This window comes from Nitrobacter winogradskyi, from assembly GCF_006539545.1.
Lineage (GTDB): Bacteria > Pseudomonadota > Alphaproteobacteria > Rhizobiales > Xanthobacteraceae > Nitrobacter > Nitrobacter winogradskyi_A.
The window spans coordinates 1-21,275 of the sequence record NZ_BJNF01000079.1 but is presented as its reverse complement, the minus strand read 5'-3'; the positions used below and the strand labels follow the sequence as shown (position 1 = coordinate 21,275).

The 21,275-nt window shown below is 54.2% G+C and carries 17 protein-coding genes and 6 pseudogenes; 13 read left to right on the top strand and 10 right to left on the bottom strand.

Annotated features, from left to right (window positions below; all coding sequences use genetic code 11):
• Positions 1-210: 210 nt before the first annotated feature.
• A complete protein-coding gene (locus NWI01_RS14020; RefSeq protein WP_244613774.1) occupies positions 211-2,106 on the top strand; it encodes a type I secretion system permease/ATPase in 1,896 nt (631 codons plus the stop codon).
• Entirely contained in the window at positions 2,103-3,416 is a 1,314-nt protein-coding gene (locus NWI01_RS14015; RefSeq protein ID WP_141384502.1) for an HlyD family type I secretion periplasmic adaptor subunit, read from the top strand. The genes NWI01_RS14020 and NWI01_RS14015 overlap by 4 nt, the downstream gene beginning before the upstream one ends.
• Before the next feature lie 91 nt (positions 3,417-3,507).
• On the opposite strand, the gene NWI01_RS14010 is transcribed toward NWI01_RS14015, so the two are convergent.
• The gene (locus NWI01_RS14010; RefSeq protein WP_307723462.1) at positions 3,508-4,314 is read right to left on the bottom strand and encodes a metallophosphoesterase family protein; all 807 of its coding nucleotides are present in this window, start codon (positions 4,312-4,314) and stop codon (positions 3,508-3,510) included.
• A gap of 238 nt (positions 4,315-4,552) precedes the next feature.
• On the opposite strand from NWI01_RS14010, the gene NWI01_RS14005 reads away from it, so the two are divergent.
• Together NWI01_RS14005 and NWI01_RS14000 are read left to right on the top strand one after the other, a co-directional pair.
• Positions 4,553-5,095 carry an acyltransferase gene (locus NWI01_RS14005; RefSeq protein ID WP_141384498.1) on the top strand — a complete coding sequence of 181 codons (543 nt, stop codon included), beginning with the start codon at positions 4,553-4,555 and terminating at the stop codon, positions 5,093-5,095.
• 676 nt (positions 5,096-5,771) lie between these two features.
• A pseudogene (locus NWI01_RS14000) lies at positions 5,772-5,846 on the top strand (SEC-C metal-binding domain-containing protein); the annotation flags it as partial.
• A gap of 147 nt (positions 5,847-5,993) precedes the next feature.
• On the opposite strand, the pseudogene NWI01_RS20445 reads toward NWI01_RS14000, so the two are convergent.
• Positions 5,994-6,095: pseudogene (locus tag NWI01_RS20445) on the bottom strand (IS110 family transposase); the annotation flags it as partial.
• A 184-nt stretch (positions 6,096-6,279) separates the two neighbouring features.
• On the opposite strand from NWI01_RS20445, the gene NWI01_RS13990 reads away from it, so the two are divergent.
• Positions 6,280-7,803, top strand: coding sequence for an undecaprenyl-phosphate glucose phosphotransferase (locus NWI01_RS13990; RefSeq protein ID WP_244613773.1), 1,524 nt, complete (start codon positions 6,280-6,282; stop codon positions 7,801-7,803).
• A gap of 197 nt (positions 7,804-8,000) precedes the next feature.
• Here NWI01_RS13990 and NWI01_RS13985 read toward each other — a convergent pair whose 3' ends face one another.
• From NWI01_RS13985 to rfbA, 5 genes and pseudogenes are all read right to left on the bottom strand, one after another.
• On the bottom strand, positions 8,001-8,345 hold the full coding sequence (locus NWI01_RS13985) for an H-NS histone family protein (RefSeq protein WP_141384533.1): 345 nt from the start codon (positions 8,343-8,345) through the stop codon (positions 8,001-8,003).
• A 337-nt stretch (positions 8,346-8,682) separates the two neighbouring features.
• Positions 8,683-8,784, bottom strand: a pseudogene (locus NWI01_RS19690) (IS3 family transposase); the annotation flags it as partial.
• A 2-nt stretch (positions 8,785-8,786) separates the two neighbouring features.
• Positions 8,787-8,981 (bottom strand): annotated as a pseudogene (locus NWI01_RS19685) (reverse transcriptase domain-containing protein); the annotation flags it as partial.
• A gap of 107 nt (positions 8,982-9,088) precedes the next feature.
• The gene (gene rfbB, locus NWI01_RS13975; RefSeq protein ID WP_141384494.1) at positions 9,089-10,156 is read right to left on the bottom strand and encodes a dTDP-glucose 4,6-dehydratase; all 1,068 of its coding nucleotides are present in this window, start codon (positions 10,154-10,156) and stop codon (positions 9,089-9,091) included.
• 12 nt (positions 10,157-10,168) lie between these two features.
• Positions 10,169-11,053, bottom strand: a complete 885-nt coding sequence (rfbA, locus tag NWI01_RS13970) for a glucose-1-phosphate thymidylyltransferase RfbA (RefSeq protein ID WP_141384492.1) — start codon at positions 11,051-11,053, stop codon at positions 10,169-10,171.
• A gap of 133 nt (positions 11,054-11,186) precedes the next feature.
• Here rfbA and rfbC point away from each other — a divergent pair, with 133 nt between their 5' ends.
• The 3 genes and pseudogenes from rfbC to NWI01_RS13955 all read left to right on the top strand — a co-directional run.
• The gene (gene rfbC, locus NWI01_RS13965) at positions 11,187-11,741 is read left to right on the top strand and encodes a dTDP-4-dehydrorhamnose 3,5-epimerase (protein WP_141384490.1); all 555 of its coding nucleotides are present in this window, start codon (positions 11,187-11,189) and stop codon (positions 11,739-11,741) included.
• A 245-nt stretch (positions 11,742-11,986) separates the two neighbouring features.
• Positions 11,987-12,400, top strand: a complete 414-nt coding sequence (locus tag NWI01_RS13960) for a hypothetical protein (RefSeq protein ID WP_307723461.1) — start codon at positions 11,987-11,989, stop codon at positions 12,398-12,400.
• Positions 12,401-12,492: 92 nt separating this feature from the next.
• A pseudogene (locus tag NWI01_RS13955) lies at positions 12,493-12,766 on the top strand (IS66 family transposase); the annotation flags it as partial.
• Between the two features lie 346 nt (positions 12,767-13,112).
• Here the strand turns inward: NWI01_RS13955 and NWI01_RS13950 are convergent.
• From NWI01_RS13950 to NWI01_RS20315, 3 genes and pseudogenes are all read right to left on the bottom strand, one after another.
• Positions 13,113-13,364 carry a hypothetical protein gene (locus NWI01_RS13950; RefSeq protein WP_141384482.1) on the bottom strand — a complete coding sequence of 84 codons (252 nt, stop codon included), beginning with the start codon at positions 13,362-13,364 and terminating at the stop codon, positions 13,113-13,115.
• A gap of 122 nt (positions 13,365-13,486) precedes the next feature.
• A pseudogene (locus tag NWI01_RS13945) lies at positions 13,487-13,756 on the bottom strand (transposase); the annotation flags it as partial.
• A 791-nt stretch (positions 13,757-14,547) separates the two neighbouring features.
• Positions 14,548-15,366 (bottom strand): trypsin-like serine peptidase, encoded by an 819-nt coding sequence (locus NWI01_RS20315; protein WP_141384480.1) that lies wholly within the window; start codon positions 15,364-15,366, stop codon positions 14,548-14,550.
• A gap of 284 nt (positions 15,367-15,650) precedes the next feature.
• Between NWI01_RS20315 and NWI01_RS13935 the strand changes: the two genes are divergently transcribed.
• The 5 genes from NWI01_RS13935 (at position 15,651) to NWI01_RS13915 (ending at position 21,019) form a co-directional block, all read left to right on the top strand.
• Positions 15,651-15,917, top strand: a complete 267-nt coding sequence (locus NWI01_RS13935) for a hypothetical protein (RefSeq protein ID WP_141384478.1) — start codon at positions 15,651-15,653, stop codon at positions 15,915-15,917.
• Positions 15,918-16,351: 434 nt separating this feature from the next.
• Positions 16,352-16,702, top strand: a complete 351-nt coding sequence (locus NWI01_RS13930) for a hypothetical protein (protein ID WP_141384475.1) — start codon at positions 16,352-16,354, stop codon at positions 16,700-16,702.
• 330 nt (positions 16,703-17,032) lie between these two features.
• Positions 17,033-17,365, top strand: coding sequence for a hypothetical protein (locus NWI01_RS13925; RefSeq protein ID WP_141384474.1), 333 nt, complete (start codon positions 17,033-17,035; stop codon positions 17,363-17,365).
• Entirely contained in the window at positions 17,343-19,574 is a 2,232-nt protein-coding gene (locus NWI01_RS13920; protein WP_141384471.1) for a peptidase domain-containing ABC transporter, read from the top strand. Before NWI01_RS13925 ends, NWI01_RS13920 begins: the two co-directional genes overlap by 23 nt.
• Positions 19,571-21,019, top strand: coding sequence for an HlyD family type I secretion periplasmic adaptor subunit (locus tag NWI01_RS13915; RefSeq protein WP_244613772.1), 1,449 nt, complete (start codon positions 19,571-19,573; stop codon positions 21,017-21,019). The genes NWI01_RS13920 and NWI01_RS13915 overlap by 4 nt, the downstream gene beginning before the upstream one ends.
• The last annotated feature ends 256 nt before the right edge of the window (positions 21,020-21,275 follow it).

Below are 21,275 nucleotides of genomic sequence, written 5' to 3'. Positions count from 1 at the left end.
CCTGAAAATCCTGCTATCGGAAACACCTGCACATCCCATAGAAATGATCGGCTATCCAAGGGAGCAAGGGCGCGCGATCGATAAGTCGGATTTCCACTTCGGGTAGGCTTGTGCATGCCGTGAGATGGGTAGGTGATAAATCTGCCGGGGTCATCTAACGGTGATATGAATTGGGGGACGATCATGACTAACTCCGGAAGGCCGGGGCGAATGCCCCTGCCTGCGAAGACCGCAGTCGATTTCGCCTCGGTTTTTGCGGGGGCTTTGTCTGCACTGAACGAACGTGTACGATCGATGTTTCCAGCGGGACGCGCGCGCGTTGCGTTGGAAGGTATCGCCGAAGGCGCCCGCAAGAAAGTTTTCTCGGGCCGCTCGCGAGCGGGTGACGAATACGTCACTTCAAAATCCGAGATCTCCGGATTTCTGAGATCGTGCCGCCAAGTATTCTGGGGTTTGGCGGCATTCAGCGGCGTGAGCAATATTCTGATGCTCACCGGATCATTTTTCATGCTGCAGATCTATGATCGGGTTCTGCCCAGCCGCAGCATTCCAACGCTGATCGCTTTATTGACGTTGGCGGTGGTTCTTTATGCGTTTCAGGGAGTGCTTGATCTCATCCGTAGCCGCATCAGCGTTCGTATCGGCCGCCATCTTGACGAAACGCTTGGCCTTAGGGTGTTTGATGCAGTTGTCCGGCTGCCATTGAAGACTCGGGGTGACGGTGACGGCCTGCAGTCTCTTCGCGATCTTGATCAAGTTCGCAGCTTCCTTTCGAGCGGCGGGCCATCGGCGCTTTTCGATCTTCCGTGGATGCCGATTTATATTGGCATCTGTTTTATGTTTCACTTCTGGATTGGGGTAGCAGCCCTTGTTGGCGCATTGATCCTGATTGTCATCACAATCCTAACCGAAGCGCGAACGCAGGCTCCGGCCAAGGCGTTTGCGCAATTTGCCGTGATGCGTAATGCACTCGCGTCCGAGGGGCGGCGCAACGCCGAAGTTTTGCATGCCATGGGTATGCGGCGGCTGGCAGCGCTACGTTGGCGCGAGGTCAACCAGAAGTATCTGGTCGCGCAGGAGGCTGCGAGCGATGTGGCAAGTGGCCTCGGGGGAACGTCGAAAGTTTTTCGTGCAATTCTTCAGTCGTCAGTTTTGGCCGTTGGCGCCTATCTCGTCATATATCAAGAGTCGACGGCGGGCATCATCATTGCGGGCTCAATTCTCACGTCTCGCGCATTGGCACCCGTGGAGGTGGCAATTGCCAACTGGAAAAGCTTTGTCAGCGCTCGACAATCAGCTCGCCGGCTGGACGATCTACTTACATTGCTGCCGAGGGAGGAGGAGCGCCTTTCGCTTCCCGCGCCAGTCCAGAGCGTGACGGTTCAAAACGTGCACGTATCTGCGCCAGCCGGCGAGAAGGCTATCGTCAACGATGTCTCGTTCAAGTTGTCGAAGGGCGAGGGGTTAGCGATTATCGGGCCGAGCGGATCAGGAAAGTCCACGCTTGCAAGGGCGCTTGTTGGCATTTGGCCGCAACTTCGCGGCCAGATCAGTCTGGATAATGCCGCACTTGGGCAGTGGTCGTCGGAGGCCCTCGGTCGACATATCGGGTATCTACCGCAGGATGTAGAGTTGTTCGATGGCACCATTGCCGTCAACATTGCGCGTTTCGATCCTCACGCAACTCCGGATGCGGTGCTGGAAGCCTCCCGTTCCGCCGGAGTACACGATCTAATTGTCTCGTTTCCGAATGGGTATGGGACAAAGATCGGTGAGGGTGGGATGGCGCTTTCGGCCGGTGAGCGGCAGCGCATCGGGCTTGCCCGAGCGTTCTACGGCAATCCGTTTCTCGTTGTGCTCGACGAGCCGACATCGAATCTGGATGCTGAGGGCGAGGAAGCGCTTACCGAAGCTATCTTGAACGTGCGGCGTCGTGGCGGCATCGTGGTGGTGATCGCGCATCGTCCAAAGGCATTGGATGGTGTAGATCATGTCGCGGTTCTCGCTGGAGGGAGGATCCAGTCGTTGGGTAAGAAGGAGGACGTTCTTCACAAAGTACTTCGAGCGAATGCGCCGCCGCTAAAGGTCGTTGGAGAGGCTCGATGATTGTTTCCCATGCCTCCGCGCTACATTCGATCCAGCGCTATATCGTCACCGGGATAATCGTCACGGCCGTGGTGGTTTTAGGTATCGGTGGTTGGGCGTCCACGGCCGAGTTGTCGGGAGCCGTCATCAGTCAAGGCTCCATTATCGTCGATTCGAGCGTTAAGAAAGTACAGCATCTGACCGGCGGCGTCGTCAGCGAACTGCGTGTAAGGGATGGCGATCAGGTCAAGGCCGGAGACATTCTGGTGCGTCTCGACCAGACCCAGACTCTCGCAAACGCGACCATTATCACGAAGAGCTATGATGAATTGCTCGCGCGCCAGGCTCGTTTAGAAGCCGAGCGGGAGGGTGCTGAGCAGGTGATTTTCCCGAGCGCCCTGCTTGATCGCGCGAAAGACATTCAATCGGAGGCGGCGCGTGCGATTGCGGCTGAACGAAGTTTGTTTGATCTTCGCCGACTGGCTCGAGAGGGACAGAAGGCGCAGTTGAAAGAGCGTGGCGCCCAATTGCGTGATGAGATCACAGGCTATACCGGACAGTTCGAGGCCAAGCGGAAGGAAGTTGGTTTCATCCATGAGGAACTGGAGGGTGTCCGGGAGCTTTGGCAGAAGAAGCTTGTGCCGATTACCCGACTGACCGCTTTGGAGCGCGACACGGCGCGTCTTGAGGGCGAGCGCAGCCAGTTGGCCGGAATGATCGCACAGGCGAAGGGCAAGATATCCGAGATTGAACTTCAAACCATTCAGATCGACCAAGATTTGCGGACAGAGGTCGGCAAGGATCTGATCGAGGCTCGTTCGAAGATTTCCGAGCTTTCCGAGCGCAAGATTGCCGCGGTCGATCAGCTTAATCGCATCGATATTCGCGCTCCGCAGAACGGCCGGGTTCATCAACTGATGGTGCATACGGTCGGTGGGGTTGTCGCGCCTGGTGAGCAGATCATGCTGATTGTACCCGACAACGACGTTTTGGCGGTCGAGGTCAAAATTTCACCGCGTGACATCGAACAAGTCTATGTCGGTCAGTCAACGTTCATCCGGTTTGCGGCTCTTAACCAGCGGACCACACCCGAGATCGAGGGCAACGTCATTCTGGTATCGGCCGATCTAACGCAGGATCCGCGTACCGGAGCGAGCCATTATACGGTGCGCGTGTCGCTCAAGCCGGATCAGGTTACAAGGCTGGGCGGCGCGAAGTTGGTGCCAGGTATGCCGGTTGATGTTTTCATACAAACGCCCAGCCGGACCGCCTTAGCCTATCTGATTGAGCCGCTGAAAGAACAAGCGAAGAGAGCCTTTAAGGAGCGATAGGCTTGACGCCGTTTTGAGTATCCATCAAACGGTTTAACCGCTGGCACCGTTGGCAGGAGGGTATGCGCTCTATCAGGCTTGCAATGGATGTTCAAAAGCCGGATGGGGACTTTGACAACGCCCGTGTGTCTTCGTGGTGTCGCCAGCTCTGTAAATCGATAAGGGGGACGATGCTTGAACCCTCAATCGCAAGACAGGTGAGACGTCCTGTCGCAAAGGCGCCCGTATCAATATTCGCTCGATTCGAACGTATGTCGGGCGCGCGGACCGGTGTGTGGCCGTGCACGATGAATTTCTCAAACGGCTTATCCCAGGAAAGAAAATCATCGCGTATCCATAGGAGATCTTCCTCCCGCTGCTTGGCTAACGGAATTCCAGGACGGATTCCGGCATGGACAAAACAGAAGTCGCCGCAGCAGAACGACAGATCAAGCGTTTCGAGGAAATTGAGATGCTGTGGGGGCATGGATCTAATTAGCTCGGTCGCCAGAAGGTTCTGCTCGTGGGCACTTGGATTGATTGACGGCGTCAATCCGTAGGATACCAGCGTTTCCAGGCCGCCGAAAAGCCGCCAATCCTTGAGCGACGAGGGGTCATGAAGGAAGCGGGGAACGAAGGATTCATGATTGCCCTTCAGAAACACGGCTTCGCGGGAAGTGGAGCATTCCACAAGGATATCAAGAACCTTTCGGGAGTCTGGTCCGCGATCGATGTAGTCACCCAGAAAGACTATCAGCGATCGATCTGACGGATGCCGGTTATCGTCTACTTCGATCTGGAGTAGTAATTTCTCAAGGAGATCAGCACGCCCGTGAATATCTCCAATTGCGTATATACGGACGCCGTCCATAAGTTTGACGTCCTTCTTTTGTTCTGAGGTTGCACGCAATTTCCACACAGGCGGCACCCTTAGTTTAACTATATCGTTATTGATATCCGAGGATTTTCAATTTTCGGCGTGACGAATATTTACTGGTCATACTAGTTAAAACTGGTGAAAGTTCGCGGCAGAAACGTATTGATCATGCGAAGATCGCTCCATGGCTCGAACACGTTGCGTTCTGGTTGACGACCACGGCATGGTGTCGCGGAAATTGCTGCCCGGTTCATCCCTGTTTGCCTGGAGCTCATAGGACATGTCAAACGGCACTCGCTTTCCAACGCCCGGTGATACGGATGCATGGCTGGTGATTATCCGACAGTTCCTTAACGCGCTGGCGCGCCGGAAGAAGGATCGATTCAATCGTCGCGTTTCCATAGGCGATCTATTGACGGACCGTGCCGACAACGCCGCGATGTATGGGTTCGGTGAAGGCACCACCATGTATGATAACGTGCTCGTGCTGGGGGATGTGCGGGTAGGCCGGCACACCTGGATTGGGCCTGGATGTATTCTGGACGGATCCGGTGGAGGCCTCGAGATTGGAGACTGGTGTTCGATATCTGCGGGGGTTCAGATTTATACCCATCATACCGTAAGGCGCTCGGTGTCGCTGGGTGTTGAGCCGGTGGATTACGCGTCGACCAAGATTGGAAACGGCGTTTATCTTGGACCGAATACTATCGTCCAGATGGGCGTCGAGATCGGCGACCAGGCCGTAGTTGGTGCAAACTCGTTAGTCAACCGCAACGTTCCGCCGCAGACGAAGGTGTTTGGGGCACCGGCCCGGGTCCGCTGATCGCAGCTGTATTCCCTGAATGCTATTGCAGCTTCGCGGCGCGAACGACCACGCTTTCACCGAATTAAACGGAACTGTCGGCACCGCTTTAGTGTCTGATTCTCATCGGCTAGTTCAGGTCTGAGCATTGCACCGACCGCAATCACCTCTAACAGAGCCGCGGCGCCGACGGCAATGCGGAACCCGCCGCAATCTTGATCGTGACATTCCCGGTTCCTTAATTTTAGCGGTCCTAGTTCGTTTGACTGTCAGATTCTGCCTACGGAGCTTGTTCCGCAGAAGGTTTAGCTGCTGCAATTCTGTCGCCAAATTTTTTGTGCGAAGGCCTATCGTGGCAAGACGCTGTTCTGGGGACATGCCCGTTATTCCTTCAATCGCCGGTGAACTACTGCACCAGTGCGTTAGTTTTTTGCAGCGCACTAAAGGTTCAAGCTGGTTTAAAAATTTTACGGGCCAGACTCTGTCAGGCGTTTCCTGTTGATTTGATCCTCCGATGATGCTTGTCGAGCGCTTGCAGAATAATCGATTTGCCCGCCGGTCAGTACGCCGCGTCGGGGAGCGAGTGGAATGTGATTTAAAAGACCAGATACTTTAGAGACGCCAAGAAAATTGAGAGGAACTTTTAGGGACCTAGCTAGCCGGGCTGGAAGAACAAAGAAGTGCGACGATCCAGCGGCAAAAAGTCGGTCGAAACGACCCATGCCCATGTGGCTCAGGCAAGAAATACAAGAAATGCTGCGGCCTCAATTAATCGCGACTGCGGTCTATGGTCTATGCCGGACGCTTACGGTGCTTTGTGAGCGAGTACGGTTATTTCCGTTCTCGACGTCAGACAGTATCTCCGGAATTATGCGCCGCGCTCGTGTGATGCTCTTGCCGATAGCGAACCCACGATCGAGCCCCTGGGGACAAGGTAGCCGTATTCATAGAGGCAAGCCCTGAGTGCGTTGACCAATTCGGTACGCTGGTGGACGAGGCGTTCTCGAGCGCGAAATAAAATACAAATAAAAAAGGAGTTTGACGCGAAAAAGCACTCGAATCAAAAGTCCAAAAAAGGGAAAACCACAAGCAGCATTCGATGGTTGCATCCCAGAAATTTTCGGGCAAATCAGTGGAGGGACGACTCCTTAACAAAAGGTTGACTTTCCACCCTTTTTAAAATTAAATATTAAATTAATTGAAAAGTGCGGAAAATCGTTAAATTCGAGTTCTTTAGTTGGTTTTTCTCCATGAATTTTGTTGGCCGACAGAAAGTTGAGGCTGCGAGAGCCGGAGAAGTAGCGGCCCGTGACTTAAAGCGGATTATCTTAGACAAAGCTCGCAAATGGCCGATCCGCTATGAATGGATAGAGTCAATAGCAATTGGCTTCGATTTGGCGACAATCGTCTCCGCCAGCTATTGCGCAAGCCTTCTCTATCAGTTGAATGAGGGCCTGCAGATAGAATTAGAACAGCCCTTGGGTTCAGCAACATTAGTAGCTGTTTTGTTCTGTCTGCTGCTAAAATGTCAGGGCCAATACAGACCGACTGAACTGCTTATCTGGCGGCGTCAGATCCGTCTGATTTTTTCTGCTTGGGTGAGTGTGTTCTTGCTACTAGCGGGCATAGTATTTGCTTTGAAAATTGGCAGTGAACTTTCGCGTGCAACAAATATTCTGTTTGCGGCGTTTAGCCTTATTGGCTTGATCGCCAACCGAACAATTATCCGAGAATTGCTAAAAAAAGGGCTCGCCGAGCATAAGTTTTCCGGTCGCAAGGTAGCCTTAATTGTTGATTCCATGCAGCGGCATAACCCCATTCGCAGAAAGTTATGCAAAGTCGGCCTAAATGTAAGCACCACATTTGCTCTTCCTCCAAGGGACGCTGGTTCAAACGTGCGGCTAAGGCTTGCCAAAGATGTCATAGAGCATATTCGAGGCTCGGATATTGAAGAAGTGATCGTCGCCGCCGATCTGAACCGATTGTCGGAGATGCGAGCATTTGCAAACGAATTGAGATTGTTGCCTTTCCCAATCACGATTGTCCCCACCGGAGCCGCCAAAGAAATTCTGGACAGACCGCGTTGCGATCTCGGCGACATGACCCGCATAGAATTGCAGCGCGGTCCATTGACCAGCACAGAGCACTTGGCAAAACGCGCCATCGATTTGATCGGAGCAGGCACGGTGTTAGTGCTCTTAGTGCCCCTGCTCGTCATGGTCGCGGTATTGATAAGGTTGGATTCTCCCGGCCCGGTTTTCTTCCGACAGCACCGCCTTGGCTTTAACGGACGAGGTTTCAGAATTTGCAAGTTCAGAACGATGTCCACTCTTGAAGATGGCTTTTCAGCAGTTCAGGCACGTCCAGTCGACGATCGAATCACTCGGGTCGGCAGATGGCTTCGAAAGACGAGCATCGACGAATTACCTCAACTATTCAACGTCTTGGGCGGCAGCATGTCGCTCGTGGGACCAAGGCCCCACGCTATCGCTCACGACAACCACTTTGATAAGCTTGTCAGAAATTACGCCTTCCGCCAGCGCGTAAAACCGGGACTAACCGGATGGGCGCAGATTCATGGATATCGAGGTCCTACTCCCACAACCGAACATATCGAGCGACGCGTAGACTACGATCTCTGGTACATCGACAATTGGCGACTGGGACTAGATTTCGTGATTCTGATGCAAACCCCCTTGGAAGTTCTACGGGGTAGGAACGCCTGTTAGCTCTCATCGCGGTTGATTTGCGATAGGATGAAGCGGCGCTTACGCAATACGGTCGGATATAGACCGATCGTATACTCCGTCGGATAATGCTCACGAGAGCGTTACATTTTTGAGGCCGAGGACGGTCCGATGTGCGCAAACTTCCAAGCGTGCGAACAAATGCGGGGATGATAGCGTGCAAGATCACACGCAAGAGCCTAAGCTCTTTGTCTTTTTAGAGGGACGTTTGCGTCGACGATTCGAAATTCCTCGATCCGTCGTCCGTTCTTTGTGGCGATCACTAGCCAACGCGGTAACTTGCCCCGACCGGACCATGTCTCGGAAGGACTTTGAGGATTGCGGTATTTTGGGAGAACACGCGGATACTTCCGTCGTCTCTTGGCAACTGGATCGGCTTCGTGCCCAGCTTGCTCCTCCGGCGAGGCCATTCCTCGATGAAGTACAGCCAAACGCTTTTCCAGCTCGCGTTTTTCTGCCCGGATCCGATCTGTAAGCATACCGCCTATCTCTTCATACAGCGACCAGAGCTCATCAAGGGTCATCGATTCCAATACACTCGTAGCGAATGTGCTGGGCTTTTGCGCAGTCAATATGCTTCCTCCCTACTTGTTTATCGGATCACGGCACGCCTTCTATTTGTGTAGCCTCTCCGGGCATTCATTGAACTCAACATTGGGTACTGGTCTGGTGTAGTTACGTCTTATAGTTGAAATTTAGATGCATATATCAGAAACGCAAGAGCTAATTGATTCGGCTATTTCGAATTGTTACCACGGACCGTTATCGCGGAAAATCAAGACCTCTGCGACAAAGACGCGCGGAAATGAATCGACGGCTGGTATGACGGTCGTGCATTACGCGAAACAGCAGGCAATCTCGTGCATGGAGCGTCTTGAGGCGGCGGCCAAAATTGTAGGCTTCGATGAAGTCTTGAAGGCGCGAGTGCAATTGATCATGGCTGTCACAGTGGAAGCGCTGCAGAAGGCGACGATGATGTCATCAGCGTAGCGCAGGATAATCATATCGCCCGTGGCCTGTCGTCGTCGCCGGCGTTCAGCCCATGGATCGAAGACGTAGTGCAGGTAGACGTTGGAGAGCAGCGGTGATGCTACCGACCCCTGTCCAGCCCTGGTCTCACTAACGGTTATGATCCCATCTTCGAGGATATCGACCACCATCTCGATGCGCGGCAGATATGCCGGAAGTGGATCCGCGGCTCATGCGGTACCTGACGGCATGACGTGCTACCGATTGCCGGAGCGTTGTGAGGTCGAGCCTCTGCTGGTTATTGACCAAGTCCGACGCGGATCGAAGCATAACCTCCTGCAAGAATGGCTTTCCACCAATGCTGCTGGTCAATGTACCAGCGCACCGTCCTTTCAATTCCGCTTTCGAAGTTTCTCTCCGCCTTCCAACCGAGTTCGCGCTCGATCTTGGAGGCATCAATGGCATAGCGGCGATCATGCCCCGGTCGATCGACAACAAATGAGATCAAATCGCGCCGAGGGGCAATCGTACGTGGCGCAAGCTCATCCAGCAAATCGCAAATGGTCTCCACAACCCGAAGATTTGTGCGCTCATTGCGTCCCCCAATGTTGTAAGTCTGCCCGACCCTGCCACGCTCGAGCACTAGCGTAAGAGCCTTCGCGTGGTCTTCAACAAAGAGCCAGTCACGGATGTTTTGACCGTCGCCATAAACAGGCAATCCCTCACCTGACAGTCCTTTGATGATCGTATGAGGAATCAGTTTCTCGGGAAAATGGTATGGGCCATAATTGTTCGAACAATTGGTAATGAGTGTCGGTAGCCCATAAGTTTCATGCCATGCCCGAACCAAGTGGTCCGACGAAGCCTTGCTTGCCGAGTAAGGCGAATTCGGAGCATAGGGTGAAGTCTCTGAAAAATAGCCGCTTTCTCCGAGAGAGCCGAAAACTTCATCCGTGGAGACGTGCAGAAAGCGAAATCCTGCGCGCTGTGTATCGTTCAGTCCGCGATAATAACGCAGCGCCTCCTGTAGCAATGAAAACGTGCCGACTACGTTGGTCTGCATGAACTCACCTGGACCGTCAATCGATCGATCGACATGGCTTTCCGCGGCAAGGTTCATCACCGCGTCAGGTTGGAATTCTGAAAAAAGCTGTCGTAGCAACGGCGCATTGCAAATGTCGGCGCGTTTAAAGGCGTAACGTGAGTTGCTGACGCCATTCGGGATATTGTCAAGATTCGCCGCATAGGTCAGCTTGTCGAGGTTGACGATGTTTGCTTGCGTCTCGGCAAGAAGATGCCGGCACACCGCTGACCCAATGAAGCCAGCGCCACCGGTCACGAAAATCGTCATTCCCTTGAATCGCATAGCTTGAACCTGTTAGTATTGGTCCGCTTCGAAGTTACGATAAACGGACATTAAATATTCGCCATAGCTGCTTTTCGCGCATTTGCTGGCCGCGCGACCAAACTGCTCCAGAGAAATATAGCCCTGACGGAGCGCGATCTCTTCAGGACAGGCGATCCGCAAGCCTTGGCGCTGCTCCAGAACTTGAACGAAATGACTCGCCTCGACGAGCGAAGAATGCGTCCCCGTGTCGAGCCAGGCAAAGCCACGGCCCAGAACCTCGACAAAGAGATCGCCGCGTTCCCTGTAGGCTAAATTAATGTCTGTAATCTCGATTTCACCACGAGGTGATGGCTTGATACTGCCCGCAATTTCGACGACGTCGTTATCATAAAAATAGAGTCCGGTCACGGCGATGTTGGATCTCGGTTTCGCTGGTTTCTCCTCGATCGAAATTGCGCGGCCGGAAGCATCAAGTTCAACCACGCCATACTGAGCCGGGTTGTTGACCACATTGCCGAATATCGTGGCTCCCACTCTACGGGCCGATGCCTTGATCAGAAGCTCGGGCAAGCCGTGTCCGTAGAATATGTTATCGCCCAGGACCAAAGCGACCGCATCTGATCCGATGAAATCGCGTCCAACGATAAAGGCGTCAGCCAGTCCTCGAGGATGATCCTGAGCGGCATATGAAAATCTCAATCCGAAATCACTACCGTCACCGAGCAAGCGTTGAAACAGCATCTGATCTTGAGGCGTAGTAATCAGTAATATTTCGCGAATTCCAGCAAACATCAGCACGGAAAGGGGATAGTAAATCATCGGCTTGTCGAACACCGGAAGCAATTGCTTGGAGACGACAGTCGTAACCGGAAAAAGACGGGAACCAGTTCCGCCGGCTAGGATAATGCCTTTCATGGAGCCTCAAAAAATTAAAAAATTAAACTATAAAACTATAAAGCAACAACCAACGCGACCAGTGGCACGAGTTTGATGCTATATCCTACTTTATAAAAATTAATTAGACCGCGCTCAGAGAAATCTTCTTTATATGAACGTCATATCTACAGCCATCCCCGAAGTGCTGATTATCGAGCCCCGGATCGTCGGCGACTCCAGAGGTTTCTTTCTGGAGACCTATCAATTGGAAAGATACGCCACACATGGGATTTCGCGGCCCTTCGTGCAGGACAATTTATCACGATCCGGCCGTGACGTGCTACGAGGGCTTCATTTTCAGAACCCGATGAGCCAGGGCAAGCTCGTTAGCGTCGCCAGGGGACGCGTTTTGGATGTTGCCGTGGATGTCCGACATGGCAGCCCGACCTTCGGCCGGCATGTTGCCGTGGAACTCGATGATGAAAATCGTCGTCAACTTTGGGTGCCGCGTGGCTTTGCTCACGGGTTTGTTGTGCTATCGGACACCGCCGATTTCTCCTACAAGTGCGACAATAATTATAGTCTGAAGGACGAAATCGTCGTGCGCTGGAACGATCCAGAACTGGCGATAGCCTGGGGGATCGACAACCCTTCTCTTTCTGCGCGCGATTCCACCGCCCCGCTGCTCAAGGACATCGCTCGTCTTCCACGCTACGGGGAAGTCTGAGACCGGGATCGCGGCTGATGTTATCATCTTAATCAACCTTCAACTCGGCAGCCGAAACGCCCGGCGTTCAATTCGACCCCCTCCCTCGACCGGCGGGCAATGCGGACGCGCACGGTCGTCCCGCGACAATGGTGCGGGCATGAAGGACTCCCGGACTCGGGGCCCGTGAATCAAACTTAGCGATTTAATGTAACTCGAAAATGCTCTAGGCTTTAACAGCCATAGCCATTATAATTAATAATATATTGGATTATTTTCTCGCGAGATCACCAATGTTGCTACTAGGGCGAGCACAAAAGCTTTTCAGGACACGTTCCGATGCCCGTAATATTGATTCCGATCAGGCGCGCCTCAGGCCAGTCGCCGAAGCGATAGAGAGTGCAATCAAAATTGCAGAAGCTGAACGCATCGGTTTAAATCGACGTCTCGAGGACGCGCTCGCACGTGCGGCCGTGACCTTCGGAAACGGAACTGACGAATATCTTGAACGCGATGCAGCCGACAATAAACTTCAAGACTTATTAAGTACCGAAATCAAGAATGGAGAACGCCGGTTGATAGAGCTCGAAACTCAGATTGGACACCTGAAATTTCTCCATACAGCGATGACTACGCGCTTTCCGGGACTGAAATTAACTCCCTCAGGTCTGCCTAAATGACCTCATGCGATGCATGGCCACTCGCACACCAGAAGCTGCTGGCCAATAGTATGTTCGACAAATCTCCGCTGTGAAGTCCGCCGACACTTCTCTATGAGCTTGCCCTTGCGCTCCTGCACCGATCGCCAGCGAGGCGCTCCAACGCATTGTTGGGCTCTATGCGATCGAAGCGTGATCCGTGGCCGCACCGCCAACGAGCGTCGCACCGTCCGCCAAGAGAAGAGCCCGACCGATTATCGACGAACTCACCTCCAGCTCCACGCCAAGCTTGTCCTGATCAATCAGAGGACACAACTCGCAGGAACCATCCGATACGCACTGTCGCGCTGGCAAAGGCTAACACGCCTCATCGGCAACAGTCGCATCCTCCCAACATCATCAGGGATAGTCAATGGCCACCCCAACAGTCAGATCGATGACCTGCTTGTCTTGGATCTGATCCTCCTGCGCAACAAGATATCAAATATGGCCTGAAAACCGCGCTTAACCATTACCCCTTGTACAACCGACAACAGCTTGGGCCGCATCCAAGGGCCTTTCGCTCGCTTGGGTATCAGGCACACGCGCACAAGCCCTCGACGCCGCACACTACAGCAAGGCCAAACGCTTCATGCAGATTGCTTTGCGTTGCGCGAACGGAAAAGGCTTATGCTGTGGCACACGGCGATCGAACTCAAAGCCGCCAATCTTCGGAAGAGCAAGGCTCTTCCCGTTAGTCAGCTTTATGACCACCTTTGATGAGCCGGTACATGCCATATGCTACTAAGAGCACAGGAAGTCCAGCGGCTCCCACCAATGGGCCCGGAGCACCATGAACACCTCCGTTCTTCCAGTTGGCGGGAAATCCGCCTTGAAAGATCCATGTATCAGGCGATAAACCACCATTATAATAAATGTAACCGGTTGTTGCTACGCCGACCAAGGCCAAGGAGAAAAGGATCATTTTAAGAATTACAGTAAGCATGGCTACGCTCCAGGCACGTTAAGCGCTAACTAAATTATATCCCAACAGGATTAAAAAATAAACTGTTATCCAAATTTTTCCGCACATGTTGAAATTTTCTCTACCTATCAGCCCGTTAGAGTCTTTGCCAACTCGCGGAACCAGCCGTAGACCGTCGGCCAGTGGCCGAAATGCAACGGGCGGCATCTGCCAGGCGCATCCCGAGCCCACGAGATAGCGCACCGCGTTGATAACTTCGCCAAACTCGATTTCACGGGGCCCGCCTCGGCGTCCAGGCTTCGGCATCAGCGGCGCGATCCTTTCCCCTTCCTCGTCCGTCAGGTCAGACGGATAGCGCTTGGTTTGCCGGGCGATCCTGGCCCCATTCGGCCTCGCTGCTTGCGTGTCCACATCCGAAGTATGAATCACATTCGCAGCCAGACCGAAATCCCGAACTAGAACAATTTTCAAATAGGCTCTTACTCCTAATCCGTCTCACCGTCATTGCCGGCGACAAGCTGAAAGACGACTATTGCTTCATCCACGAAGGCCGCTCGGTTGGTAGGATCCGCTCGATGCCCGGTCTTGAGCCGGGCATCGCGTGGCACGTCAAACAGTCTCACTCAGCTTTGCGACGGCGGCGGACAAGGCGATAAACGCAATAAGCAACAAGCAGGGGAAGCCCCGTCGCTCCCATCAAAGGCCCTGGCGCTCCATGGACGCCGCCCGGCTTCCACTGGGGAGGAGAGGCGGGTAGATCGGTGGATAAACCGCCATTATAATACACATAGCCAGTCCCGGCTGCGACCATCAGAGCGAAAATAATACCGAAAAAAGGTTTAGTGCCAAGGAACGCCGGGGTGAACATCTGCGTCTCCCACATTGCTCGAACTATCAACGCAAACATATCTAGAAATAAGAAAACCTCTTTAACTTATACACTATATCATTAATCCGCACGACATTTTTAAGCGAGAGAACCAACCGCCCCCGGATCCGGGATAGGATTCTGCCTCGCCCGACCTAGTTGTTTAGTCCCGGTATTTGATGGACTGGATCGAAGATGAATCGATCTGGCTCTTGAGGGTGGGCGATGGCTTCCAAGTGTGAACGCGTGTGGGGAGAGGCCCCAAGCATTATGCTCAGAAACTACATCGGTGCGGGGAGAGCGAAACTCTGCTATTATAACTCAAGGGCTGCGCCTTTACCGGCTGAGCGCCGTTTTGACGGCATCCGCGAAGGTGCTGGACGGCACTGCCAATGACGGTGGCGCGCTTTCGTGTTTAGAACTGGCGACAAGGATCCCAACGATCTCCGGCTCACCGCGCCTCCCCACCCTTAAGAGCGCCGACCCCGACTCGCCCGAGACTGAGCTACACGTATGAAGCAAGAGGGCGGCGGGAGTAGAGACGGGCCTGACCGAGCAGTCCTGCTGGACTGTCAGCACGTGGGCGCGATCCCCTCGATAACCAGCTCTCACGATCCCGGACGATGCGACGTCACCTTCGTTCACGGATTGAACTCTGATGGGCTTGAGGTCGATCGGCTCAGCAAGCTCGATAATCGCCCAGTCCCGAGACGCCATCGCGGGCTGTAGCGGCGTCGTCACCTCAAACTCTTCACTCTTCACATAGGAGGCTGCTAGCGAGTGCGCCTTAAACTCACCCTTCGCGTAACCGGCCACAAAGTGAATGGAGGTCGGGTGAGCCCACGTGCCTCGTGCGGTATTGAAGAGACAGTGAGCCGCCGTGAGGACGTGACGAGAGCCAACTAGGGTCCCGGTGCATTGGGACCGGCGTCCCGCTCCGGTGATGACATTGACCCGCCCCACGGAGGTAAGCGGCCACCCGGTGAGCTTTATGCCCTCGCTGAGTGCAGGGGAGGGGAGATGGAGAAGGGCAGCGACTGCAAAAACATACAGCCTCCACCAATGAAAGGGCAAGTGCAGTTTCGCTTGTCTCAGGAGGCAAATCCTCTTCTTCCAGGAACGGGCGGGACGGGCCGCGTGGCAAATGAGGGCCATCTGGGATTACGTCGCCGACACCTATTGCATTGAGTTTTATGATTATATCCTGGTGCGATCAGTATCATCAATCCAAAAACAAACATTAGCCCGCGCGCACGCTGCGTGCGTATGCCGACAGGCTAGGAATATCCTCGCGAGATGGAGATATCGAAGTCATTGCATAAGGACTTGCCCGAATGCGTCGTCCGTTCCAATATCAATAGACTTGGACGCAGTACCCTCAGCCGCTCCCCCGACTCTTGGCGGACGGCTCCCGCTTGTTTCTTTGATCTATACTAAAAATGGCCGCGCAGGATTTTGGCGTCACCATTGTCGGTGCGTCCGCGGCGCTTCAGCCGATACCGGGCGTCGATTTTCTGACCGTTTACGACGAAGCCGAGCCGGTCGCCTTCTCAGCCGTCTGTTCCGCATTCAACCACTCTGCCGCGTTGAGAGGCTTACTTGACCTCGCCCGAGAGATGAGCCGGTGGACCCCGAATCTTTTCTGCGCTTCATTGCGGACATATGTCCCTGTTGCAACCCGTCCAATTTATCCAATCTATGAGTGACAATATCTCGGTGCTCGCACCGTCTCTTTCATGTTGCCTGTTACGCTAACGCCTATTTTCTGATCAGTTCCATCCTTATTGCCGATCGGCGCCGATATGGCGGAGGCCGAATTATTCGGAGCCAGTTTCCTGACGACAAACCCGTGACCGTCAAGTTGAAATTGGCTGCCACTGGGTCGACTAGTTCAACAATCGCCAGCTGCTAGGGCCCATCGGCAACATCCCGCCGGCCGAAGCCGAGGAGCGCTAATACGTACGCTGCAAGAGAAAGCCATGGCAGCGTGACCCAAACGAAACGGATTCCGGTAAACCCACGGCGGTTTAGGCTCTCCGCAGTTTAACCCTGGTGCAGAGTTTTTCTTAAAGTTGCGTTGAACCTTTGGGGGCGCTGTGAGACACACCAAAGACGGGGGCTGTGGTGAGCGAGTGTTGCCATGCGTGCCAACTCAGTTGATCAAACCAGACAGGTCTTTCTCACTTTTTCGCTCGGACGGATCGTTACCCAACATGAGAAATTTTCTCTTGAAATGGCTGCCATTCGAAGGATGAGGGGCAAGCTTGCCATGAAGGGTCCGGCGCAGGTCCGAAAGACGGCGTTCGTTCAACCTATAGGCAAACGTCTTAGTTTCCATACCGACCGGAAAATCAAAAGAAGACTTGTGTTTTCCAGAGGTTATAGGCGTTGCGAAAGTTTTCTGGCGACGCCTCTTGGGCGGAATCGCGAAGATCAATTTGAAGCACTGCGTTCGGCTTCTTCCCCGAAAATCAAAGAGGAGGCATCATGATGGTAATCACGATTGCCGCCCCGATGATGGTCAGGGCTACCTTAATCCTTGCTCACGCATAGGACTCGGCTGGTTGTCCTAACCAGGGCAACGTCGTTGCAGCAGTTAAATTATGAGGCAGCCGACTCGGGGCCGATTCTGCACGTTCGGACAACCACTTTTTGGAACGGACTATGTTGGCTCGTGTCATTTGGCGACGACATATTCTGCCTATCTAGTTTCTTCACGCGATCACGCCAATGGCATGTCGGCCACCACTCGCGCGGCCAGCGCATCGGCTCCATTCCGCACGAGCGTTTATCCCGACGGCTAACTGAATAGGAGGACACAATGCACGATCAAATCTACACGGACGGAATCGGTGAGATAATGGTTGGCGGTTCGATCGTTCGTGTCGATCTCGTCAGCCTATCGCCAACCGAGCGCGATGCCAACAATACGCCAAAGAAGGTGTTTTGCCAGCGGGTCATCTTTTCGATCGAAGGCTTCGCCAACTCGGTGGAAGTGATGCAGAACGCATTGCAGGGTTTGGTCGATGCAGGCGTCGTGAAACGAAACGCACCGAGAGTACAGCCTGAGCCGGCGCGTGCCGGTGCGACGCCTGAAAGTGCCGATCATTCTCAGAACCCGCGGCTACCCAATGTCTCAACCAATTTCCGCTGAGGCTGCTCAGAATGACAACTGCGTAGCCGAAGTCGTAAGCCTCCCTCAGGCTGAAGGTTCTGATGCGGGGAGTCGGACGGCGCTCGAATGTCTTGCGTGGGTTGCGGCTCATCACGGCATCGACCTTTCGGTAGAACGCCTGAAGCATACGTACGCCATCGGCCAGGAAACTGTGTCGCGGGCGATGATGCTGCGGATGGCGAAGAGAGCAGGGTTGCGCGCGCGCACCACGACGACCGACTGGCGAACGTTGTTTGAGCTCGGCGAGGCATACCCCGCCGTGGTGCAACTCGCTAACGGCAATTGGGTCGTGGTGACCGCTGCCGCTGCGGCGCCGGACGGCGAGCAGTTTGTTCAGGTGATCGATCCGCTTGCCGAGCGTTTGAATGAGCCTGTCATCGTGGATAGGGCTCGCTTCTGCGCCAACTGGAGCGGCGTCGTCTTCCTGGTCAAACGCAATAATCGTTCGGCCGGCGAACTAGGGAACTTCAGCTTTCGTTGGTTTGTCCCGGAGTTGCTGCGCGAGTGGCGGTTGTTCGTTGATGTTGCCGTCGCCGCGATCCTTCTTTACGCGCTGGGGCTGGTTCTTCCAATTTTCTTTCAGCTCGTGATTGACAAGGTTCTTGTCCACGAAAGCTTCACAACGTTGTATGTCCTGGCGGTCGGCGCGATCGGCGCGTTGATATTCGATGCGATTTTCGGGTTTCTCCGCCGCTATCTGATGCTCTATGCCACTAACCGGGTAGACATTCGCGTCGCCACCAAGACGTTCGGTCATCTGCTTGGTTTACCTGTCGCTTTCTTTGAGCACATCTCCGCAGGCGTCCTTGTCAAGCATATGCAACAGGCGGCGCGTATCCGTGAATTCCTGACGGGCAGGATGTTCGTCACGATGCTGGATACCATTTCGCTATTCGTCTTCATTCCGGTGCTCGCATTCTACAGCGTTAAGCTGACCGGTCTCGTGCTGGCCTTTACCGCACTTAGCGGGACGATTGTCGTTTTGTTGATGGGTCCGTTCCAGCGTCGATTGTTATCGCTTTATGAAGCAGAGGCTACGCGCCAAGCCCTTCTCGTCGAAACCGTCCATGGTATGCGCACGGTGAAGTCGCTTGCGATGGAGCCATTGCAGGGGCGGCAGTGGGATGATCGTTGCGCGCAGTCGACGCAAATGCGTTTCGGCGTTGAAAAGCTTTCGGCAGGCGCACAATCGATCACCGGATTGCTGGAGAAGCTGATGTCCCTTGGAATCATTGGCCTGGGGGCATTGGACGTCTTTAGCGGTGAAATGACGATCGGCGCGCTTGTCGCGTTCAACATGCTTGCTAACCGGGTTTCGGGACCGCTCGTTCAAATGGTGACAATGGTTCATGAGTATCAGGAAGTCGCGCTTGCGGTGAGGATGCTCGGCGAAGTGATGAACCAGAAGCCGGAACGAGAGACCTCTCGCGAGGGACTGCGGCCGGAGCTGACTGGAAAGATCGAGTTCGAGAACGTATCGTTTCGTTACAGTCCCGATGCACCGCTGGCACTCGACAACGTGTCTTTCGGTATCGAACCGGGCAAGGTGTTCGGAATCGTCGGCAGGAGCGGTTCTGGAAAGACGACGATTACCCGTATGATATCTGGTCTTCACCCAGTTCAGGATGGACTGGTGCGGGTCGATGGCTATGACGCGCGTGAGCTAGACCTTGCGCATCTGCGTCAGAATCTCGGTCTGGTATTGCAGGACAATTTCCTGTTTCGCGGCACCGTGCGGGACAACATCGCAAGCGTGAAACGGGGGGCGACTTTTTCTGAAGTTGTGCAGGCGGCCCAACTGGCTGGCGCCGATGAATTTATTGAGCGTTTGCCACGTGGTTTCGACACGATGCTCGAGGAGAACGCATCGAATCTCTCAGGAGGGCAGAAGCAGCGACTTGCGATCGCCCGTGCGCTGATCGTCAATCCTCGCGTACTGATACTCGATGAAGCGACGAGTGCGCTCGATTCTGAAAGCGAGATGATCATTCGCAGGAATCTGCGGCGGATCGCTTCAGGGCGCACCGTAATCATCGTGTCGCATCGGCTCTCGATGTTGTCCGAGGCGGACGCGATACTCGTCATCGACCGGGGGCGCGTCATCGATATCGATCGTCATGACGGTCTTTTGAAAAAGTGTTCGATGTATCGTCATCTGTGGAATCAACAGATGAGGCACGTCGCATGACCGGCTCTACAGAAAAGTCGGACGATTTCAAGAAGCCGGCCCAGGTCAAGCAAAGCGGCCTGGCTAGGCTGCGCGACAATCGGCGTCGCAAACGCGACATATCGAGAGCGCTTCCGGCAAGACCACCCATCGTCAACGAATTTCAGTCGGATGCGATGGAGATCGAGGAGCGCAAGCCGCCGCGTCTAGCGCGTACGACGCTGTATTGCGTAGTGGCGTTGATATTCGCGGCCACGGTGTGGGCCACCGTTTCGCATATCGATATGATCGTGACCGCGCAAGGCAAGTTGATCACGACCCGGCCAAACCTTGTCGTTCAGCCGCTGGAGACATCGGTCATTCGTGAGATCCATGTCAGGGCTGGCGATGTCGTCAATCGCGGCGATGTACTCGCGACGCTCGATCCGACCTTTTCACAGGCCGACCTTGACCAGCTTCGCGTTCGGGCAGCAGAACTGGATGCCGCAATTAATCGGCTCAATGCCGAACTGGCGGGGCAAGACTACACCGTCACTAATCCTTCGGATACGGATCAAGTCCTTCAGGACAAACTGTTTCGGCAGCGGAAGTTATTCAATGCTGCTCAATTGAAAAACTTCGATGCTCAGATCGCGAGCGCACGCGCAAACCTGGAGACCAGCCGGAGCGAGGAAGCTGTTCTGGTGCAGCGATTGGAGACTATGAACTCGATTGAATCGATGCGCAGTACTTTGATGGACAAAAAGGTTGGATCGCGCCTGAATTTTCTACTGTCTCAGGACGCCAGACTTGATATTGAAAGCAATCTTTCGCGCGTCCGTGGTAGTCAAGTAGATTATTCCCACCGCGTCGACAAGGTGTCGGCTGATCGTCAAGTGTTTATCGAGGACTTTCGCAAGCAGGCATCTCAGGATTTGGTGGAGACGGTAGCAAAACGTAATAGTGCTGCCGAGGATCTCAAGAAGGCCGAGCTTCGCCGAAAGCTGATCGTGCTAACCGCTCCGGCGGATGCCATCGTACTAGAGATCGCCAACCGCACGGTCGGGTCGGTTGCGCGGGAGGCGGAAACGCTGTTTGTTCTGGTGCCGCGAGACGTGCCATTACAGGCCGAGGTTGATGTCGAGGGACGTGATATCGGCCAGATCGGGATCGGACAGTCGGTCCGGATCAAATATGAAGCGTATCCGTTCCAGAAGTTCGGCGCCGGCTCAGGTACAGTTCGTGTGGTCAGTTACGACGCCTTCACGCCGGATGCCAAGAACGAGCCGACGCATCGTATCCAGACACCGTATTATCGGGTTCTGGTCGATGTCGCCGATATGAAATTGCGCCGGCAGCCGGAGCACATGCAGTTGCTTCCAGGTATGGCTATCACGGCGGAACTGAAGGTGGGCCAACGGCGTGTGATATCTTACTTCTTGTATCCTCTGCTACGTGGGTTGGATGAGAGCATTCGTGAATACTGAGGGGCACGCGCAGGTCACCGTCGTATAATTGAGGCTATGGCCTCAACAGCCAGGGCTGGCGTGCGGCTTCCGTCCATATTACGACGGTCTGTGTGTAGATTGTGACATCGCGCGCTCGCAGTATCGCTGGGCGTAAGCGCTGGCGCCAGGCCGCTCGACCTAGGCTGGGATACTCTCGTTATCGATCGAGCTATCGATCACACGGGACCTCGATCCACTCACGACGCAATGCTACCTATCGTGCAAATTTTAGAGC